The organism is Acinetobacter nosocomialis, assembly GCF_041021905.1.
Taxonomy (GTDB): domain Bacteria; phylum Pseudomonadota; class Gammaproteobacteria; order Pseudomonadales; family Moraxellaceae; genus Acinetobacter; species Acinetobacter nosocomialis.
Genome location: NZ_CP157432.1, coordinates 835,918 through 853,336 on the forward strand (window position 1 = coordinate 835,918; position 17,419 = coordinate 853,336).

15 protein-coding genes are annotated in these 17,419 nt (G+C 38.9%); 10 read left to right on the plus strand and 5 right to left on the minus strand.

Annotated features, from left to right (window positions below; all coding sequences use genetic code 11):
- The first annotated feature begins 15 nt into the window (after window positions 1–15).
- Window positions 16–888 (plus strand): 5'-methylthioadenosine/S-adenosylhomocysteine nucleosidase, encoded by an 873-nt coding sequence (locus tag ABLC00_RS03960; protein ID WP_033854325.1) that lies wholly within the window; start codon window positions 16–18, stop codon window positions 886–888.
- A 30-nt stretch (window positions 889–918) separates the two neighbouring features.
- Here the strand turns inward: ABLC00_RS03960 and ABLC00_RS03965 are convergent, their stop codons facing one another.
- Window positions 919–1,485, minus strand: a complete 567-nt coding sequence (locus ABLC00_RS03965) for a DUF2062 domain-containing protein (RefSeq protein WP_001979937.1) — start codon at window positions 1,483–1,485, stop codon at window positions 919–921.
- Window positions 1,486–1,840: 355 nt separating this feature from the next.
- Between ABLC00_RS03965 and ABLC00_RS03970 the strand changes: the two genes are divergently transcribed.
- The 7 genes from ABLC00_RS03970 (at window position 1,841) to ABLC00_RS04000 (ending at window position 11,385) form a co-directional block, all read left to right on the plus strand.
- Window positions 1,841–2,434: a LysE family translocator gene (locus tag ABLC00_RS03970; RefSeq protein ID WP_022575894.1), complete on the plus strand. Its 594-nt coding sequence runs from the start codon at window positions 1,841–1,843 to the stop codon at window positions 2,432–2,434.
- Window positions 2,435–2,547: 113 nt separating this feature from the next.
- The gene (gene dcd / locus ABLC00_RS03975) at window positions 2,548–3,117 is read left to right on the plus strand and encodes a dCTP deaminase (RefSeq protein WP_000985728.1); all 570 of its coding nucleotides are present in this window, start codon (window positions 2,548–2,550) and stop codon (window positions 3,115–3,117) included.
- A gap of 310 nt (window positions 3,118–3,427) precedes the next feature.
- Entirely contained in the window at window positions 3,428–4,729 is a 1,302-nt protein-coding gene (locus ABLC00_RS03980) for a hypothetical protein (protein ID WP_020992185.1), read from the plus strand.
- A gap of 225 nt (window positions 4,730–4,954) precedes the next feature.
- Window positions 4,955–7,087 carry a hypothetical protein gene (locus ABLC00_RS03985; protein ID WP_033846728.1) on the plus strand — a complete coding sequence of 711 codons (2,133 nt, stop codon included), beginning with the start codon at window positions 4,955–4,957 and terminating at the stop codon, window positions 7,085–7,087.
- Between the two features lie 15 nt (window positions 7,088–7,102).
- The gene (locus tag ABLC00_RS03990; RefSeq protein ID WP_033846729.1) at window positions 7,103–7,828 is read left to right on the plus strand and encodes a DUF6160 family protein; all 726 of its coding nucleotides are present in this window, start codon (window positions 7,103–7,105) and stop codon (window positions 7,826–7,828) included.
- A 32-nt stretch (window positions 7,829–7,860) separates the two neighbouring features.
- Window positions 7,861–10,272 (plus strand): DUF6160 family protein, encoded by a 2,412-nt coding sequence (locus ABLC00_RS03995; protein ID WP_033854326.1) that lies wholly within the window; start codon window positions 7,861–7,863, stop codon window positions 10,270–10,272.
- 159 nt (window positions 10,273–10,431) lie between these two features.
- The gene (locus ABLC00_RS04000; RefSeq protein WP_033846731.1) at window positions 10,432–11,385 is read left to right on the plus strand and encodes a DUF6160 family protein; all 954 of its coding nucleotides are present in this window, start codon (window positions 10,432–10,434) and stop codon (window positions 11,383–11,385) included.
- A 75-nt stretch (window positions 11,386–11,460) separates the two neighbouring features.
- Here ABLC00_RS04000 and ABLC00_RS04005 read toward each other — a convergent pair whose 3' ends face one another.
- Window positions 11,461–12,405, minus strand: a complete 945-nt coding sequence (locus tag ABLC00_RS04005) for a tRNA-dihydrouridine synthase (RefSeq protein WP_033846732.1) — start codon at window positions 12,403–12,405, stop codon at window positions 11,461–11,463.
- A gap of 84 nt (window positions 12,406–12,489) precedes the next feature.
- Window positions 12,490–13,299 carry an inner membrane protein YpjD gene (locus ABLC00_RS04010; protein WP_000624644.1) on the minus strand — a complete coding sequence of 270 codons (810 nt, stop codon included), beginning with the start codon at window positions 13,297–13,299 and terminating at the stop codon, window positions 12,490–12,492.
- Between the two features lie 140 nt (window positions 13,300–13,439).
- Here ABLC00_RS04010 and ffh point away from each other — a divergent pair, with 140 nt between their 5' ends.
- Window positions 13,440–14,849, plus strand: a complete 1,410-nt coding sequence (gene ffh, locus ABLC00_RS04015) for a signal recognition particle protein (protein ID WP_000460622.1) — start codon at window positions 13,440–13,442, stop codon at window positions 14,847–14,849.
- Window positions 14,850–14,898: 49 nt separating this feature from the next.
- Here ffh and ABLC00_RS04020 read toward each other — a convergent pair whose 3' ends face one another.
- Both ABLC00_RS04020 and ABLC00_RS04025 read right to left on the minus strand, forming a co-directional pair.
- Window positions 14,899–15,633 (minus strand): pantothenate kinase, encoded by a 735-nt coding sequence (locus ABLC00_RS04020; protein WP_004888554.1) that lies wholly within the window; start codon window positions 15,631–15,633, stop codon window positions 14,899–14,901.
- Window positions 15,634–15,648: 15 nt separating this feature from the next.
- Window positions 15,649–16,401 carry a biotin--[acetyl-CoA-carboxylase] ligase gene (locus ABLC00_RS04025; protein ID WP_032041307.1) on the minus strand — a complete coding sequence of 251 codons (753 nt, stop codon included), beginning with the start codon at window positions 16,399–16,401 and terminating at the stop codon, window positions 15,649–15,651.
- Between the two features lie 30 nt (window positions 16,402–16,431).
- Here ABLC00_RS04025 and ABLC00_RS04030 point away from each other — a divergent pair, with 30 nt between their 5' ends.
- Entirely contained in the window at window positions 16,432–17,235 is an 804-nt protein-coding gene (locus ABLC00_RS04030) for a sulfite exporter TauE/SafE family protein (RefSeq protein ID WP_004710335.1), read from the plus strand.
- Window positions 17,236–17,419: the final 184 nt, after the last annotated feature.

Here is a 17,419-nt window from a genome sequence, read left to right on the forward strand (position 1 = left end):
AGAAATAGGTGAGAAATGCAATTTAAATATACTTTTGGCGTTATCAGTTTATGTAGCGCTTTATTTTTTGTTGGATGCAACGATGATCACTCAACAGTGTCCCAAACAACGCCAGTTGAAGAGCAAAAACAGAAATTACAGCCGATTATTATTCAAGGCGCCTTACCTGTAGAGTCAAAACAGATGGCTTCTAAATTGCAGAATGTGACTGTTGAAACAGTAGGTGGGTGGACATTCTGGAAAGGAACTTACAATGGTTACCCAATGGTGATTTCTAAAACACGCATGGGCATGAGTAACTCTGCTGCTGCAACAGCTTTGGCCATTGAGCGCTATAAGCCGATTGCAATTATTAATCAGGGGACGGCAGGTGGTCATGACCCAGATCTACACGTTTATGACATTGTTTTAGGAAAATATGCAACTAATATTGGTGCGTTTAGAACGCCTAAACAGCCATTAGGTGGCGGTTCAAACTCACTTACATGGGTTGAGGCCTTTGATGTTTTGCCAACAGATGAATCTGACCCAGAACCGATCGCAATACGCAAATTTGAAGGTGATCAAGAGCTATTAATGGCGGCGCATAAAGTCCGTTATGATAAAGGTGAGGTAGTCGAAGGAACGATTGGATCGGCAGATGTGTGGAATAATGAGCTTGACCGAATTCAATTTTTCCATCAGCGTTATGGTACTTCTGTTGAGGAAATGGAAGCAGCATCTGTTGCACAAATCGCAAGTCAGTTTAATGTTCCTTTCTTAGGAATTCGGATTTTATCTAATAATATTACTAATAATGGAGCGTATGATCCTGGTACAGGAGAGGCTTGCCAAGACTATGTGCTTAATGTGGCAGAAGAATATATGAAATCTAAACTACCAAAATAATAATTTAACTATAGGCAAGAAGATGGGTTCTTATAGGGCATCTTCTTGTCTTTTATGACCAGGTCTACTTTTCCAATTTCGGATGACCATCCAACGCCAGAAAACTTCAGTCACTATGTACAGTATGATTGCAAAGACAAAAGCTTCAACTATAAGCCCGGTCATTAAAATTTTAGCGAGGCTGAAATCTATATGACCATGACCAAAATGAGTAATCCATCTAGAAATCTGATGAAGTACGCCTAGGAGCATCTTTTTATTGATCATATGTACATGATAAATATGTGAACCAAACCAGAATCCAACATATAAAATAGGAACTAATGTGAGAGGGTTACTAAGCCAAGCAAGCATTAGGCTGATGGGTAAATTCACCTCAAACAGCAATACGGCCATCACAATAAAAACGCTATGAAATGGAATAGGCAGTAAACCAAAAAATGTTCCTACAAAAACCGCTCTTGTAATCGATTTACGGTTGACATACCAAAGCACTGGATTAAGGGTTTTTTGCCCAAAAATCCTTAAAAATTTCATATTTGAAACTTTCTCTGGAGAAGGAAGCCAAGACTGAAAAAATTGCTTTGCCATAATCATAGAATAGTAGAGTCTGGTGACTCATATAAACACAAAAAAACAATATATTAATTGAAACTTATTAAAAGCTTAAAAATTAAACTTACTGCTGTAATAATTCATTATAGATCTTTTCAACTTAAAAATAGATTTAAAATAAAAATACTTATATTACTTAATACAATTTGGCACGCAAAGCTCGACAACTGACTCTAAAGTTTTTTAGCTTAAGCTTCTTTAATTTTTTGTATCCATTTGTTTAATAATAATATTTACTTTTACCGTGTTAGTGTTTTAAAAAATCGTCTTACAATTAGATTTTGCCTTCATAAAAGATATCTATTAATCTGAGATGACTACATTGTGAGGTCATTCAATGATTTCATGGCTTTTTATTGGCTTAGTTGCCACAATTTTACTTACCCCAGGCCCAACCAATACTTTACTGGCATCATCTGGTGTACAAGTTGGTTTTAGGAAGTCTGCTAAGTTAATTCCAGCAGAAGTTCTTGGATATATTATTTCGATTTCCGCTTGGGGCATGTTAATCGGGAAAGTTTCTGCAACACTTCCTTTCTTACCTCCTATGCTTAAATTGCTAAGTGCTTGTTACATTATTTTTTTAGCGATTAAGTTATGGCACACAGCAAATCAACAATTTGAGTTAGATCAGCCAACTATTCGACCACGTGAATTGTTTTGTGCAACTCTATTGAATCCTAAAGCATTACTTTTTGCTTCTGCAATTTTTCCTGTTACAGCATGGACTGATTTTCATATTTATCTCATTCATATGCTGGCTTATTTGGCTTTAATTACACCGATTGCTTTATTTTGGATTTTTTTAGGATCAATCTTGGCAGCTAATAAAGTAAGTTGGTTAAATCAGACGAATTTACAAAAAACAGCTTCGCTGGTTTTGGTCAGCTTCTCAATTCCGATTAGCTATTCTGCTTTATTAAACCTTTAAAAGTCTTGCTGGGCTATTCTTGTCACGAAGAGTAGCCACCATTGTTTTCATAATTGCTTTTTTACGTTAAAGTACGTCGCAATTAATGAAATTACCTTTTGGATAGAAAATACATGGCTATTAAGTCTGATCGTTGGATTCGCGAAATGAGCGAAAAACACGGCATGATTGAACCTTATGCAGAAAATCAAGTCCGTTTTGATAAGAATGGCGAAAAATTGATTTCGTACGGGGTCTCTAGCTATGGTTATGACGTACGCTGTGCACGTGAATTTAAAGTTTTCACCAACGTACATTCTGCAATTGTTGATCCGAAAAATTTCGATGAAAAAAGTTTTATCGATATTGAGTCTGACGTTTGTATTATTCCGCCAAACTCATTTGCCTTGGCGCGCACAATTGAATATTTCCGCATTCCACGTAATGTTTTAACTGTATGCTTGGGTAAATCAACTTATGCACGTTGCGGAATTATTGTAAATGTGACGCCTTTGGAACCAGAGTGGGAAGGTCACGTTACTTTAGAGTTTTCAAATACTACGAACTTACCTGCACGTATTTATGCGGGTGAAGGTGTTGCACAAATGTTGTTCTTTGAAAGCGATGAAGTTTGTGAAACATCTTATAAAGACCGTGGTGGTAAATACCAAGGACAAACTGGCGTTACACTTCCTAAAACCTAAGTTGTTCTAACTTGGATTAAATTCTAAAAAATGGGTCACTTGAAGTGGCCCATTTTTATTGAAAAATAAAGAAAGTGGCATTCATCGGAATATTTATAAATGAACGTTTTCTTTTGTAAAAAATGATATAAAATGATCAATAATTGATTTGTTTTTTTGAGTTGTATCACACAATTTAAATGGACTTAAATCATAAAAATCAGCTATAGGCATTTCTTTGTTTATTCAATTTAAGATTAGATTAAAGAAAGGAAAGCCAAATAAAAAGAAATTAAATTAGATTATGCCCCCAAGGATACGGAGGTCGGTCATGCGACAGTTTAAGTCTCTTCATTTAGCTATTTTAGCACTTGGAAGTTTATGCTTTTCTTCAGCTTATGCTGGTTCTACCTTAGTTCCAATGTCAGATGCTGAGTTGTCAGCTACTCGTGGCCAAGCCTTGATGAGTATGTCTTATATCGCACCTACCGATGCTGCAAGTAACTCAAGTACTAACGGAAACATGGGCTTTTATCGACTTGCCCTAGATGCCCAGTTAGAACTGAATGCCAACATTAAAAAATTACAATTAGGTTGTGGTGGTGTTAATGGAGCAGGGGCTTGTGATATTGATATCGATTATTTGAGCCTAAGTGGCGGCACTGTCGATAGTACTAGTGCGGAACGAGCTGCGTCCTCCGCCGTTATTACCAATCCATTTTTAGAGTTCGCTGTTAAAAACCCAAATTCTGCATCTACACGTGAAATACAAGGTTTCCGATTAAGTGCTAAATCTCTTTCTGGACTACTTACTTTTGGTTTACAAAATGGGGATGCTGCGAGTGGTATTAACTCTTTGAGTGGATATATGGTAACTAAACCAACGGGAGGCACGGTAACCACCAACCCATACTATGGTATTACTCAAGATGAGACAAACACGGCAATTACTGGTCAGGCAACAGTTATAGGTAAAGTATATACAGTTCCATTTACATCTACTGGGTATAATCTGAATTTGGGAGCAGGCAGTGGAACACTGTCTATGGGACAGCAGGTTATTACGGGTAAACGTATAAATACGGCCAATTTAAATGCAAAAGCAACAGTTGGTGGTTTAGCTATTACTGGAACTTTAGATGCAACGGCCACTGTACTAGGACTTCCTATTCCCATTTCAGGTAATGTAACTGGGACAGTAAATAATTTAGATGTAAATGTAGCAATTAAACAAAGTCTGGGCTATTTCCATGCTGCGCAATTAAATGGATCTGCTGGTTATTTATCTGTACAGGGCGTGAATATTCTATGGCCAGAAGCTGCCTCTACTGCACAAACTGGATGGTGGCTAGAGCTTACAAATCCGATTGATATTGGTCAAATCACTCCTGCTGGCAGTGTTGATATTGCACTTTCTACAATTGTTGATGCTTTAGGACAGGTAAGCAAGTATTTAGATAAAAATCCTGTAGATTGTGGTTTATTAGCAAGTAGTTGTTTAATTGCAGGAAATCTTCCTGTGGGGACGGTTGACTTAACTGGTAAAACACCTGCTTCCATGACCCTAACCAATGTTGTTTTACAAAAACAGAGTTTTTCTGCTAACTGTTATGGTTCTTTAAAATTCTGTTGATTAATTTGTGTGTTTTAACCATTTTTCATTCATCGGAAAAATGCATTTTTGCTGATTTAATTTTGCATTTGAATAAATATTCAGCATAATGGAAATGTGGAAAGGTTGGCAATTTTGAAGTTTGCCCCTTGTGAGATGGAAAAGGAAATAATTTCATCACACTTCAAGGACTGTTAAAGAAAAAGAAATATGGTGCGCGGCATCGTATAAAACAGGAAGGTCACGATGACTACACTTAATTATACGGTCAGTTTTCAAAAAACCGTTTTAGCAAGCTTAATTGGCCTCTGTTTAAGTCAATCGAGTTTTGCTCTTGAAGAGCTTTCTGATGCCGGTTTAAGTGAAACTACGGGAGAGGGTATTGCAATATTACCTCAAAATGCATTCATGGTATTTCGTGGTGCTGGTCCAAATGAATCTGTAAATCAAATAATTACCGATCGTAGTAAAGATACAGGTTACATTAACTATGTACCTGTTGGGCCTTTGAGTGTCGCCGCTGCAGACACAAGTGGCAATGGTACTGTTGGACCCGAAGATAAAGCAGTCGGGAAAGCGGATATCTTTCTTTATGGTTTAGCACTTTCTAAGTCAGATGGTGATGCCAACTCACGTATTGCCAATACTGCAACAGCAGCAGCGATTTCAAGCTGGGGAACAGGTGCAAACCCTTGGGTATTTAAAGTAAAAACTGCGAACAATGTTCCTAACTTTAGTACTACCGATAGTGGTGTTTATCCTGTTACATATTTATCTTTAGAAGCTCCTTTATACCAACCCACAATTGATGGTGCAGCCGGAGCAGACGCATATAATTTAAAATTAGGTTTATGGGCAGATGCATTTGTACGGAACCCTAATATTGTAGCAACGACAAATGGTTCTTTAGCACAATTTCAATATGGTGATAGTAATGGATTAATTGGTACCAGTATTGATACAAGTCGTGCGAACCGTTTACGTTTACAAGGTATTCTAAATGGTTTTAGTCTCAATGGCAGCCAGATTAGCATGTTCCAAACGCTAGGAGGAGCAACCTCTGCTGGTGGAATGAGTCCTTTTTATAACAATACTTTGGGAATGTCTGGTTTAGTGCGCTTAAATACGGGCGATAGTAAAAATACGAGTATTGTGACTGAAAATGTTACGAGCCAAACCCAAACCTATGCAACGAGTGCGAATAATGGTTGGCAAACAGTACATGCTGGTGCAAATTCAACCTTAAGTACAAGCAGTAGTGGCGACTGTGGTAATAGTGGTACAGGAAGTTTTAGTACACTACGTGGATGTCGCTATTACGTAGAAAATCGCACAAGAACAGACACAAAAACATCAAGTAAGACACGAAGTGATTTTAATGATACTAGTAAAGTTTTACGATTGAGTACTCGTGAAACTTCAGATTCACCAAATGCATCCAATAATCTATATACACCAGCATTAGATGCAACTGGTGCTATCGCACCGAAGTTTGCTGATACTGAAGGTTTATATCTATACAATCCAAATATTAACTTAGTACTAGGTAATTTATATCAACCCCTTATTTTGGGTTCTGATGGCAAAAACTTTAGTATAGAAATTGCGCGAATTGCCAATAAGCCAGAAATATATAAGCAGATTTATACCGATTACACTGGAGCTGACACCACATATAAAGGTGCCACTTGTAACGTTTATTCTTGTGCTAATCCAACACACAGCAGTATCGCAATCGGGACAGTTTACAGTCCTGATAATGGAAAAACTCTGTTAGCAGATACGAGTGAAGGTGCAATTGGAGTCTCCTTTGGCCGCTTAATTTCAGCTGGTACACAAGTTTCTGGAACCTCTGCTGGTAGCCTAGTGTCATTGACCAACTCAGTGTCTGGAACAACATCTGCAACCATGACAGAAGTCCGCTACAAACAAAGACAACAGAATACTCAAATATGGAATCAAACTTATAGTTGTGGTTTGTTTAATTCAAACTGCGGTTATAAAACAGCTGGTTATTTATATCAGTGGGAATATAACCAAGGTACAGGTACTTGGGTGATTACAAACCCAACAGCAAAACCTGCTGATGCAGCAACTTGTTCTGGTGCGCTAGGATGTACAAGTACATCTGGTTCAACTCCAATGTATGGAACGGTTTCAAACCGTGACTGGAGTAATTCTGCTATTCCATGGCTCACATCAAGAAATGCAGTCGTCAACGATTTTATTGGAAGCAGTAATGGAACCACTGGCTATGTAATTCCAACTGCCAATCAGGCACCTGCATTAAATAACATTACTCCTCTCAATAATTTAGGTTCTGCTGTGGTGGATGGCTTGCTCATTCAGCATTTAAAACTCACCACAAAAGGGCTATAAGAGGAGAATAATGCGATGAAGAAAATAACTGCTTTACTTCTTGCTCTTTGTGCAACTGTGAGTCATGCAGAATTACAAACTTTGGACAACGACGCTTTACAAGCGATTAATGGCCAAGCTGGTGCTGATTTGTCTTTAATGCTTAATTTAAACCAGACCAGTAACGGTATATTTGATAATGGTAGCGGCGGCGTTTGTGAAAACGTAGAGTTCTGCCACATTGGTTTAGCAATTAATAAACGTTTTGTGCAAGCAGATGCAACTAAGCCAAGTGGTTGGGCTGAAAATAGTGATAGTGGTAATAAGCTTTGGTTGGTGTTTAAAGGTGTACAAGGAACTTTAAACATCCAAAAAATGGGTTTGGATGGTGCTGATTTGAAGTATCTTGATAAAACCAATACCGAAATTATAAAACCTGCTATTCAACTTAGTTTTAGTGCAGCACAACCGATTTTAATTCGTAACTTTGGTTTTAATGCTTTATCCATTGAGCAAGATAACTTTACAAGTTCAACAACGACCCAAGGCTCGAGTACGAATATGTATGATTATGCATATTTCAAAAAACCAACGTATGCTGCAACTGCAAACAGTGCGACTCAGCAAGTGGCCACAGCAACGCCTTCAGCCTATGACTATGGACGTGAAACAGGTTTTATGGGTTTAATGATGAACGGCAACTTGGCTATTCAAGGAAAAGTCATGGTGTTTAGCTGTGATGGTAGCCATCCCCGTTGTTAACGGTTAATGTAGATTTCAAAGGAACTGAAGTGATGAACAAAAATAAAGAAAGTCACGGCTCAAAGTTTATTTTAAATACATTAACAGCCAGTATGTTGTTAGTGAGTGGACAAGTTTTTGCTTTAGAAGCTTTAACCGATGCCGATCTGAGTGCAGTCAATGGTCAAGATGGGATCTCAATTCAAACGACTTTCAACGAAATTAATGTTGATAATGCTTATTGGGATGATCATGCGGGCACGCCAACAAGTGCTGATCAGGTTTTAAGAGCTCAAGCGAGCGGTGTAAAAATACAAAAAAGTAATGCCTCTACACAAGCTTTAGGAACGAACTACCGTTTAGATGTGGGGAGTAATACGACTACAGGTAAAGCTGGTGTTGATTTTTCTATGCAAAGTAGTCCATCCCTCATTACGGTAAATAGCGTTAAAGTTTGTAATAATTCTGCTACATGCTCACCTACATTAGGGCAGTTGGCTATCCAAACAACATCACCTTTAAATTTAGCATTGACTACTCAAGATGGCCTGTTTACTCCAAATAGCCAGTCAAATATGACATTGGGTATAAATAACGCAAATATTTATTTAGGACAGTTAGATGCTCGTAGTCAACTCAACCAACTAATTTTAAAGAATTTTAACTTTAATTTTGTGGGTAAAGGTGTCATGTTTATTGACCCTATCCGTGGCTTAGTTTTACAAACTAATACTGGGTCAAATGTGGCTGCTATAGGACAAACACCAAATAGTACATATGGCTATGTCGACTTTAATCGGGTGGCAGACTCAGCTTCGGGTTTAACTGCAGGTACTTATGTTGATAGCAATGGCAAAGTGACTAATTCAGGTCTGAACATTGAAGTAATGCTCAGTTCTAATGTAGATAAAACCAATCCTTATGGGCTAGATGCTACGAATACACCGCAAAATTCAAAAGGTTTAATTCGTGTAGGCGCAAGCGGACGTATGGTAAATAGTTATTTACAAGTCCGTGGTATGGATGGCTCTTCGGACACGACAACCTTAGGTACAGCAAATACTGCCTCAGGCACCACCTCAAGTAATAGTATTTTGGGTAATACTGGAATTGCCTTTCGTATGAAAGGTGAGTTCACTAAAGATAACGATTCTATGCTAGGCGCCGATGGCAAAGCCACGACTTTAGAAATTGGTGGGGCAGGGCTGAATGCTTATGGTTTTGAGTTTGGTAATTTAACTGGGCTGAACTCAGCTACACGTGGTTACTTTGATAGCGGGAATATTTATCTAAATCTTGCTGATACAAAAACTTTATTAATGCCGAATAACGCAACGTTAAATGCAATTCGTTTAGGATCTGGCACTTTAACAACCGCTGCCGATTATCAACATAATATTCACCGGGATACGGTGACTAATCCATTTAGTCTAATTCTTGCGATGCGTGGAGCAGAGTTTCAGGCATTTTCTAGACGTGGTCGCTTTACTACCAGTGCAAATGTCGCTGCAGCTAATCAATTTGCAGATAATGGCTTAAGTAATCAATGGGGCTTGGCGTTACCTTTTTATAATTTAAATGCTAATGCCGCAATTTATGGGGTAGATGCACCTGCGAATAGCGCTTTTTACTATACAAAAGATGCTAATGGTAGACCTGTTCAGAATGCTGTAGGTACCTCGGGAACGACTTCGCGTTTAGGATTTGGTGTTGCTGTTGGCACAACAGGACGTGACTCAGGCGGTACAAAAACAACTTCAATTTTATTAATTGATGGTTCTCCAAATGCCAATAATGCGGGTAATCCTACCGACTACTATATGGGCTTACGTAATATCGATATGTTCTTAAAAGGTAATGGCACTATCGGTTTAGAAAATGGCAGTTTAAATATCGGTTTAAAAGATATGTTACTTGCCTTATCAACTGAAATTGCAGCGGGTTATTTACCTGGGGCTAAATATAAATCTTGTCCAGCAACAGGATCTTGTACCTCACCAATTGATAACTTTGCTCGAAATAACGATGTTTTATTTGGTTTAAAGCTGCGTTTAGGCGGAGATCTTAATTTATCAATAGTGCCAAACAGTTCAATTGCCGATGGTAGTGCGCTCACTGTTTTGGGTGATTTTACAATGCCTGCCACAGCAACCGGAAACTCAGTTCAAATTAGTGACCCGATTGATGGCTCTGCAATTGGTCTGGAGAACATGACTGGAAAGCTTGCGTTCAACACAGCATTAGTTGTTGGAAAAGACAGTGCGAGCGGACTAGGCAAAGTGGGTGTAAATACCGCAGTGTACTTTAACCCTGATAAGAACATTGATGGTGCTTTACGTGTTAAAGATATTAATTTCTATCCACCTTCAACAGGGGCGGGCGCACGTTTAGGTGAACTTGCAATTACTGGTGGACGTTTAAATAGTAACTTTAGCATTGTGCCGAGAAATGGTGCTTTTAACTAATAAATAAAAGTGGCGATATCGCCACTTTTTTAAAATTTAATTTTTGAATGTGATTGGATTTACATTCGTCGGGTTATAGGGATAATTGTTTTGTACTCATCTATTATTCTGATAATCTGAACAAATAATAAACGTTTGTCTCTTAAGGATTAGAGCAACATGAAAAATAAAAATATAGCCTGCTGGTTATTATTTGCCAGTAGTTCAAGTGTTTTTGCGATGCAGCCTTTAGATGACCAAAGTCTTTCAGCGACGACGGGTCAAAATGGTTTAACGCTAGGCATTCAGGCTGATAAAGTTAAATTTAATCAAGTCGCCTTGATTGATACCAATGGTATTGCGTCTACGTCTTACAACAGCAAAGCTGGTCTCGTCATTGCGGGGAACTCTACTAATCCTGTTCCAAGTATAGAATTTATTAAAGCAGCTGTATCGACCAATCCGTCTTTCAATATTGCTATAGATACCGATGCAGGTGCAGGTAAGCCTTTTGTGAACTTGGCTGTCACAATGGGAAGTGACGTCAATGGTATTCGGCTTACACCATTTTCAGTTTATTTAGCGCCTAATACATCAGTTTCTAGTCCTTCGGATTATGCGGTGACTAGTTATGCACCCAAATCAATTTTTAGCTCGGGAACCACGGTAAATACAGGAGTGAAAGAACTTATTCGCTCTACCGGAAATTTGGATATTAACTTTGTACAGACCAATAAGCCCCGTTTAAACATTCAATTGGGTCATGCTGCCCAGTCTGTCATGGTCAAATTTGGTGGAGCTATTCAATCGATTTGTTCTGCTGCATCTGGTTGTCCAATTACTTTAGTGTCTGATAATACTGGCGCGAATTTTGGATTTAAATTTGCGGGAACAAATTCATCTACAGGATTTGTTCTTGATGGGTTTTATGCTGGAGTTGACCCAACAGGGCTAACTTTTGGCAATACAGGTGTCTCTAGTAAATTTGATGCATCACTTAACAATATAACTTTAGGAAATGCGGGAATACAAAGTCCAACAACGTTTAATAATTTGCCTAATGGGTCGATAGGAAGTTTCGGAGTTATAGGTGCTTCGGTAACTGACTTTAAAATGAAAGTAAGTGGTTTTTAAAACTAATTACTTAACCTGAAATATAAAAGAGGGTGGTTGTCTAAACAGCCACCCTCTTTTATAAATTTTAAGTGATTAGCTATGTGATGAACTGGTTTGTTGTAACTGTTGAACAATTTCATCTAAAGCTTTAATACGTTTCACTTGGTCCCATAATTCTTTCGCTTGTGGATAGGCTTTGGTCATCATACCTAACCATTGCTTATAACGACCAACCATTCCAATTTCTGTTTTTGCTTGACCGTTTAAAAATCGAATTTGTAAGTCAACCAGTTGCTCCCAACTAAATAATGCCTCATCCATATTATTACGAATGCATTGTGTTAAATCGGGAGTCGTCACAGCACCACGGCCAATCATTAAATCTTTACAACCAGATTGTTGTTGGCAGGCTTTAGCATCGGCATTTGTCCAAATTTCGCCGTTAGCAATCACATTAATTTTTAAAGCTTCTTTAATCGGTAGAATTTTTTCCCAATAAGCTGGTGGCGTATAGCCATCTGCTTTCGTTCGCGCATGTACTGTTAGCCAGCTTGCGCCAGCATCTTCGACCGCATGCGCATTTTCCATGGTGTGGTTTTCATCGAGATAACCCAAACGCATTTTTGCTGAGACCGGAATATGTGCTGGTACTGCATCGCGAACAGCTTTAATGAGCATATGTACCACGTCTGGTTCATCAAGAAGTACCGAACCACCTCTATGACGATTAACTGTTTTGGCTGGACAACCAAAATTAAGGTCAATTGCAGGAGCACCTAGTTCAACCACTTTTGCAGCATTTGCTGCCAGCATATCTGGGTTGTTCCCTAAGAACTGAACATGCACAGGTGTTCCAGTAGCTGTTTTACCGTCGTTTTTTAACTCAGGGCAAAAACTATAGTAAATATGGTCTGGCAAAATACTGTCTGTAACGCGAATAAACTCGGTTACACACCAGTCGAAATGACCAACAGATGTGAGCGTATCCCGCATGATCGGGTCAGTTAAACCTTCCATTGGAGCGAGTATGAGTTTCACAGTCTGAGTCACCTGATTAAAACAAAAACAGCGTTATACGGGATATGTATAACGCTGTCTAGTAGTGCTGAAATTTTAATTGTTTTATCGGCCCAATATCATCTCAAGCACAAATTTACTGCCAATAAAGCCGATCGCTAATAATGCAAAACCAATTAGGGTAAAACGAATCGCTTTTTGACCGCGCCATCCGAGTTTGTAATGGCCAATGAGTAATGAGCCATAAATAATCCATGAAATAATACTAAATACGGTTTTATGAGCGAGATGCTGAGCAAAGAAACTATCAACAGTTAAGAAACCAAACGCCAGAGCAATGGTTAATAAAATAAAACCGGTAATAATTAAATCAAATAACAAGGACTCCATGGCCTGAATGGGCGGGAGTAAATTGACCCAGAAGCGTTTTTTTTGTTTCTTTTTGAGTTCACGGTTTTGGAACCATATCAAGATTGCATGTATGGTTGCCATGAGTAGAACCGCATAGGCCGAAAGTGAAAGAATAATATGTGTATCTAAGCCTAATGAGTGTTGCTCAATAAACTGATTTGGTTTACTAAATGCAAAACCTAAAATAAGACCAATGGCTGCTACAGGAATGCCTAATAAGTTTAAAGGTACAATCGGACGAAAAGTACTAAAAATTAAACTTAACAACAACATAAGCCATGATGTAAAAGAGACTAAATTAAAAACATCATAGTTAATTCCTAAAGGCGTGAGCATTGCATGGCATAGAACTGTGCCGTGCAGTAGCAGGGCCAAGGTCGTAACAAGAGCAAATAACCATGGGTTTGGTTCACGTTTTGACATTAAACGTATGAACAGATACCAGAAAGAAGTGGTATATGCGATGAGTGCCAAAATTGTGTAAACCAAGGGGAGGCTAATCATGTCAAACCTTTTTCAGGATTAATTCATCTAGATAAGATATAAATTCGCTGCGAACTAAAGTATCCTATAGCATTCTATGCATAAATTTTCTATTTCGAGAAAGATTTTTTTGCAACTAGCCATTTTAAGCGGATTTTGCAATGTTTGATACCTTAACAGAACGACTCACGCAGAGTTTAAGAAATGTTACTGGCTCAGGGCAGCTGACCGAAGACAATATTAAAGATACCTTACGTGAAGTACGTATGGCTCTTCTTGAAGCCGATGTCGCGTTACCTGTAACTCGTGAATTTATCGCGAAAGTTAAGGAAGAGGCATTGGGCCAAGAAGTGATGACCCAGTTATCTCCAGGCCAGGCATTTGTAAAAATTGTCTATGACGAACTCACCAAGATGATGGGTGAGGCCAATGAAACACTGGATTTAAGTGCTAAGCCTCCAGTTGTTGTATTGCTTGCTGGTTTACAAGGTGCAGGTAAAACTACAACTGCTGCCAAGCTGGCACGTTTCTTAAAAGAACGTCAAAAGAAAAAAGTAATGACCGTTTCTGCCGACGTTTACCGTCCGGCAGCGATCAAACAGTTAGAAACTGTATCAGCAGAAGTTGGTGCAGGCTTTATTCCTTCAGATCCTTCTGAAAAGCCTATTGATATCGTTAACCGTGCAATTGAACAGGCAAAGATCCAGTTTGCCGATGTGTTGATTGTCGATACAGCAGGTCGTTTACATGTCGATGAAGACATGATGGACGAAATTAAAGAATTGCATGCAGCAGTTAAGCCGACTGAAACTCTGTTCGTGGTTGATGCTATGACAGGTCAGGATGCTGCAAATACTGCTAAAGCATTTAACGATGCTTTGGCACTTACGGGCGTGATTCTTACTAAAACTGATGGTGATGCACGTGGTGGTGCAGCGCTTTCTGTACGTGCGATTACTGGTAAGCCAATCAAGTTCTTGGGTATGGGCGAAAAGCTTGATGCCTTAGAGCCATTCCATCCGGATCGTGTTGCTCAACGTATTTTAGGTATGGGTGACGTACTTTCTTTAGTCGAAGAAGTTGAACGTAAAATCGACAAAGAAAAAGCCGAAAAAATGGCGAAAAAATTGCAAAAAGGCGGTAGCTTCAACTTTGAAGATATGCTGATGCAATTTGAGCAAATGAAAAAAATGGGCGGCATGATGGGCTTCTTAGACAAGTTGCCTGGCATGAGCGGTGCAGGAATCCAGCAAGCGATTGAGCAAGCGAATCCTGAAAAACAAGTCAAAAAGATGGAAGCAATTATCCAGTCGATGACTGTTAAAGAACGCCGTAACCCAGACCTGATGAACCCAAGTCGTAAAAAACGTATTGCGGCAGGTTGTGGTATGGATGTTGCTGAAGTGAATAAGCTTATTAAGCAACAAGCTCAAATGGCTAAAATGATGAAGAAGTTTGCGAATCCATCTGGTATGAGCAAAATGATGCGTTCATTAGGCAATATGCAAAAACAATTTGGCGGTGGTGGAGGTATGGGACCACTGTTTGGTAACAATGACCAAAAGAAATAAAACCATAAAATAAAAGGCGCTTAGAGCGCCTTTTATTTTATTCTGTATTTTAGTCTTTAGGATAATGAGCAATATATTGTTGTAGCCCTTTAAGTAAAAGATCTTTTTCAACAGTTGGCTGGTACTTCTGTAGAAATTTAGCAAAAAGAGGAGCATCTCCACCTGTGAGGAGCAGCTTTTTAGGATATTGCTGCATGATGCTCTCAATCGTACTAATAAGGCCTAACAAAATGCCGTGATGCACTGCATCGACTGTGTTATTGCCCGGGTTTAGATTATCAAAAGCTGAATCTGGAATTTTAATACCTTTAGTATTTTGAATCAGTGCGTCACGTTGCAAATACAAATTAGGTAGAATATAACCGCCTAAATGCTGTTTGCCCTTGGTTAAATCAATCGTGAGCGCTGTTCCGCAACCAATAATGCAATAATTTTCTTGTTCCTCTGCAACAGCCAATACTTGTAACCAGCGGTCAATCCCGAGCTGACTCGGGACTTCATAACCACATTGTAAGCCTGCATATTCCGAATGGACTTTGGCAAAAACAACAGGAATTTCAAGCCATTTTAAAATCTGCTGAATACGCTGATTGTTTTCGGTATCGAGAACCGAAGAAATCCCAATACGATGTAAACCTTGATGCTTAAAGTGTTGGATTAATCCAAGTAATAAATCGGCAGGCGACTGCAAATGTAACTCAGCTGCATGCTCAATTATTTGCTGATTCTCAGTAATCCAGTATTTTAAACGGGTGTTTCCGATATCAAGCCATAAACTTTTCATGGGGAAAATACCTGATTACTGAGTTGATTGTGGTCTTAAACGACCTTGATAAAACTGCTGTGGTTCTGGAGTTTCAAGAATGACCGCACCTTCATTAGAAATTCCAACAAAACGGCCATGTACCAATCCTTGACTATGTTCGAATTGAACTAACTGATTCAACCAAGCTGCATGATGGTTAAAACGACCTGCCAAGTTGTAGCAACCATGATCAAACCAGCGAGCTGCATTTTGAATTGCCACATAGAGTTCTGAAATTAACTCAAGACGACTATTTTGTTCTAAGCCTAAATCTTCTAAAGAAGTAATTGGTTGATCATTATCAGTTACTGGAGGTGTTTTTAAATTAATCCCTACACCTACAATGGCTTGATGCTGGGAAAGTGGTTCGACCAAAATTCCGCCCCATTTTCCTTGCGTACTGTACAAATCATTTGGCCATTTCACTTGTAAGCTCAAAGGTTGCAATTGTGGGATTTGCAGAATATTTAGAGCAACTTCAAGTGCTAAGCGACCATCTAAGGGTGTTCGAGTTTGCACCAATGTGCTTAAATAAATGTTTCCTTCAGGTGAAATCCATTGCCGTTGATGTTGTCCTCGCCCTTGAGTTTGTTGAGCACTGCAAACCAAGCCCGTTGTAATGCCTTTTTGGGCAATTTCACGAATATCATCATTGGTCGAAGTTGTGGTTGCTTTTAATAAAACCACTTCTGGAAGCTGGTTTTTTGCGCTTAAAAGTTGTTGTAGTTGGCGAGTCTCTAAATCCATGTTGAATATGAGCAGAGTGGTAAAACATTTATGGAGTTAATCATATATTTACTCATTGGCGCAATTGCTGGTTTTACTGCCGGATTGTTTGGAGTTGGCGGTGGACTAATTATTGTACCAATCCTCTATGTCGTTTTTACCCAGTTGCACTATGACCCGGCAGTAATCATGCATATTGCAGTCGGAACCTCCTTAGCAACCATTATTGTGACGTCTTTTAGTTCTGTTTCTGCCCATCATAAAAAAGGTGCAGTTCTTTGGCCTGTTTTTCGTAATCTAGCACCCGGTCTTGTTCTAGGCTCATTTTTAGGCGCAGGCATTGCCGATCTTTTATCTGGTCAACATTTACAGCTTCTGATTGGTGTTTTTGCAGTTGTGATGGCCTATCGCATGTTTAAAGGCGCAAATGTGGTTGTTGACCCAACACGTCAGCTCCCTTCAACACCTATGCAATTTATGGCAGGTGGTGGTATTGGAATTGCCTCTGCAATTTTTGGTATTGGAGGCGGTAGCTTAACTGTTCCATATTTAAACCGTCATGGTGTAGTCATGCAAAAAGCAGTCGCTACTTCTGCCGCTTGTGGTTTACCTATTGCTGTAGCGGGTGCAATTGGCTTTATGTGGTTTGGTGCTAAAGAGCACATTTCTGTACCTAATACGATTGGGTATGTGCACATCTATGCTTTTATTGGTATTAGTGTCATGAGTTTTGTGACCGCTAAACTTGGGGCCAAGGTTGCACACGCATTGTCACCACAAATGCTAAAAAAATGCTTTGCTTGTTTGTTAGTCGTGGTAGGCAGTTATTTTATTTATAAAGGTTTTATGAATTAAAAACGTTTTATTAAAAAATATAGAAAAGCAAGCTTAGACTCTCACAGTTTAAGCTTTTTTTTATTTGAAGATTTAAACAGACTAAAGCTGAGTTTTTCATCCGATTTCTGTATGGATTTTGGGCGGGTTGGCTTAAAATGCAATAAAATTGTCAGACAATGACATAGTTTTTAATGGATGGGAT

What these genes read in the sequence shown, in the direction of transcription:
- ABLC00_RS03985 (WP_033846728.1), top strand. Translation starts at nt 4,955, where the DNA reads ATGACTACACTTAATTATACGGTCAGTTTTCAAAAAACCGTTTTAGCA.
- ABLC00_RS04000 (WP_033846731.1), top strand. Translation starts at nt 10,432, where the DNA reads ATGAAAAATAAAAATATAGCCTGCTGGTTATTATTTGCCAGTAGTTCA.
- ABLC00_RS03965 (WP_001979937.1), bottom strand. Translation starts at nt 1,485, where the DNA reads ATGATTATGGCAAAGCAATTTTTTCAGTCTTGGCTTCCTTCTCCAGAG.
- ABLC00_RS04025 (WP_032041307.1), bottom strand. Translation starts at nt 16,401, where the DNA reads ATGGATTTAGAGACTCGCCAACTACAACAACTTTTAAGCGCAAAAAAC.
- ABLC00_RS03990 (WP_033846729.1), top strand. Translation starts at nt 7,103, where the DNA reads ATGAAGAAAATAACTGCTTTACTTCTTGCTCTTTGTGCAACTGTGAGT.
- ABLC00_RS03960 (WP_033854325.1), top strand. Translation starts at nt 16, where the DNA reads ATGCAATTTAAATATACTTTTGGCGTTATCAGTTTATGTAGCGCTTTA.
- dcd (WP_000985728.1), top strand. Translation starts at nt 2,548, where the DNA reads ATGGCTATTAAGTCTGATCGTTGGATTCGCGAAATGAGCGAAAAACAC.
- ffh (WP_000460622.1), top strand. Translation starts at nt 13,440, where the DNA reads ATGTTTGATACCTTAACAGAACGACTCACGCAGAGTTTAAGAAATGTT.
- ABLC00_RS04020 (WP_004888554.1), bottom strand. Translation starts at nt 15,633, where the DNA reads ATGAAAAGTTTATGGCTTGATATCGGAAACACCCGTTTAAAATACTGG.
- ABLC00_RS03995 (WP_033854326.1), top strand. Translation starts at nt 7,861, where the DNA reads ATGAACAAAAATAAAGAAAGTCACGGCTCAAAGTTTATTTTAAATACA.
- ABLC00_RS04030 (WP_004710335.1), top strand. Translation starts at nt 16,432, where the DNA reads ATGGAGTTAATCATATATTTACTCATTGGCGCAATTGCTGGTTTTACT.
- ABLC00_RS03970 (WP_022575894.1), top strand. Translation starts at nt 1,841, where the DNA reads ATGATTTCATGGCTTTTTATTGGCTTAGTTGCCACAATTTTACTTACC.
- ABLC00_RS04010 (WP_000624644.1), bottom strand. Translation starts at nt 13,299, where the DNA reads ATGATTAGCCTCCCCTTGGTTTACACAATTTTGGCACTCATCGCATAT.
- ABLC00_RS03980 (WP_020992185.1), top strand. Translation starts at nt 3,428, where the DNA reads ATGCGACAGTTTAAGTCTCTTCATTTAGCTATTTTAGCACTTGGAAGT.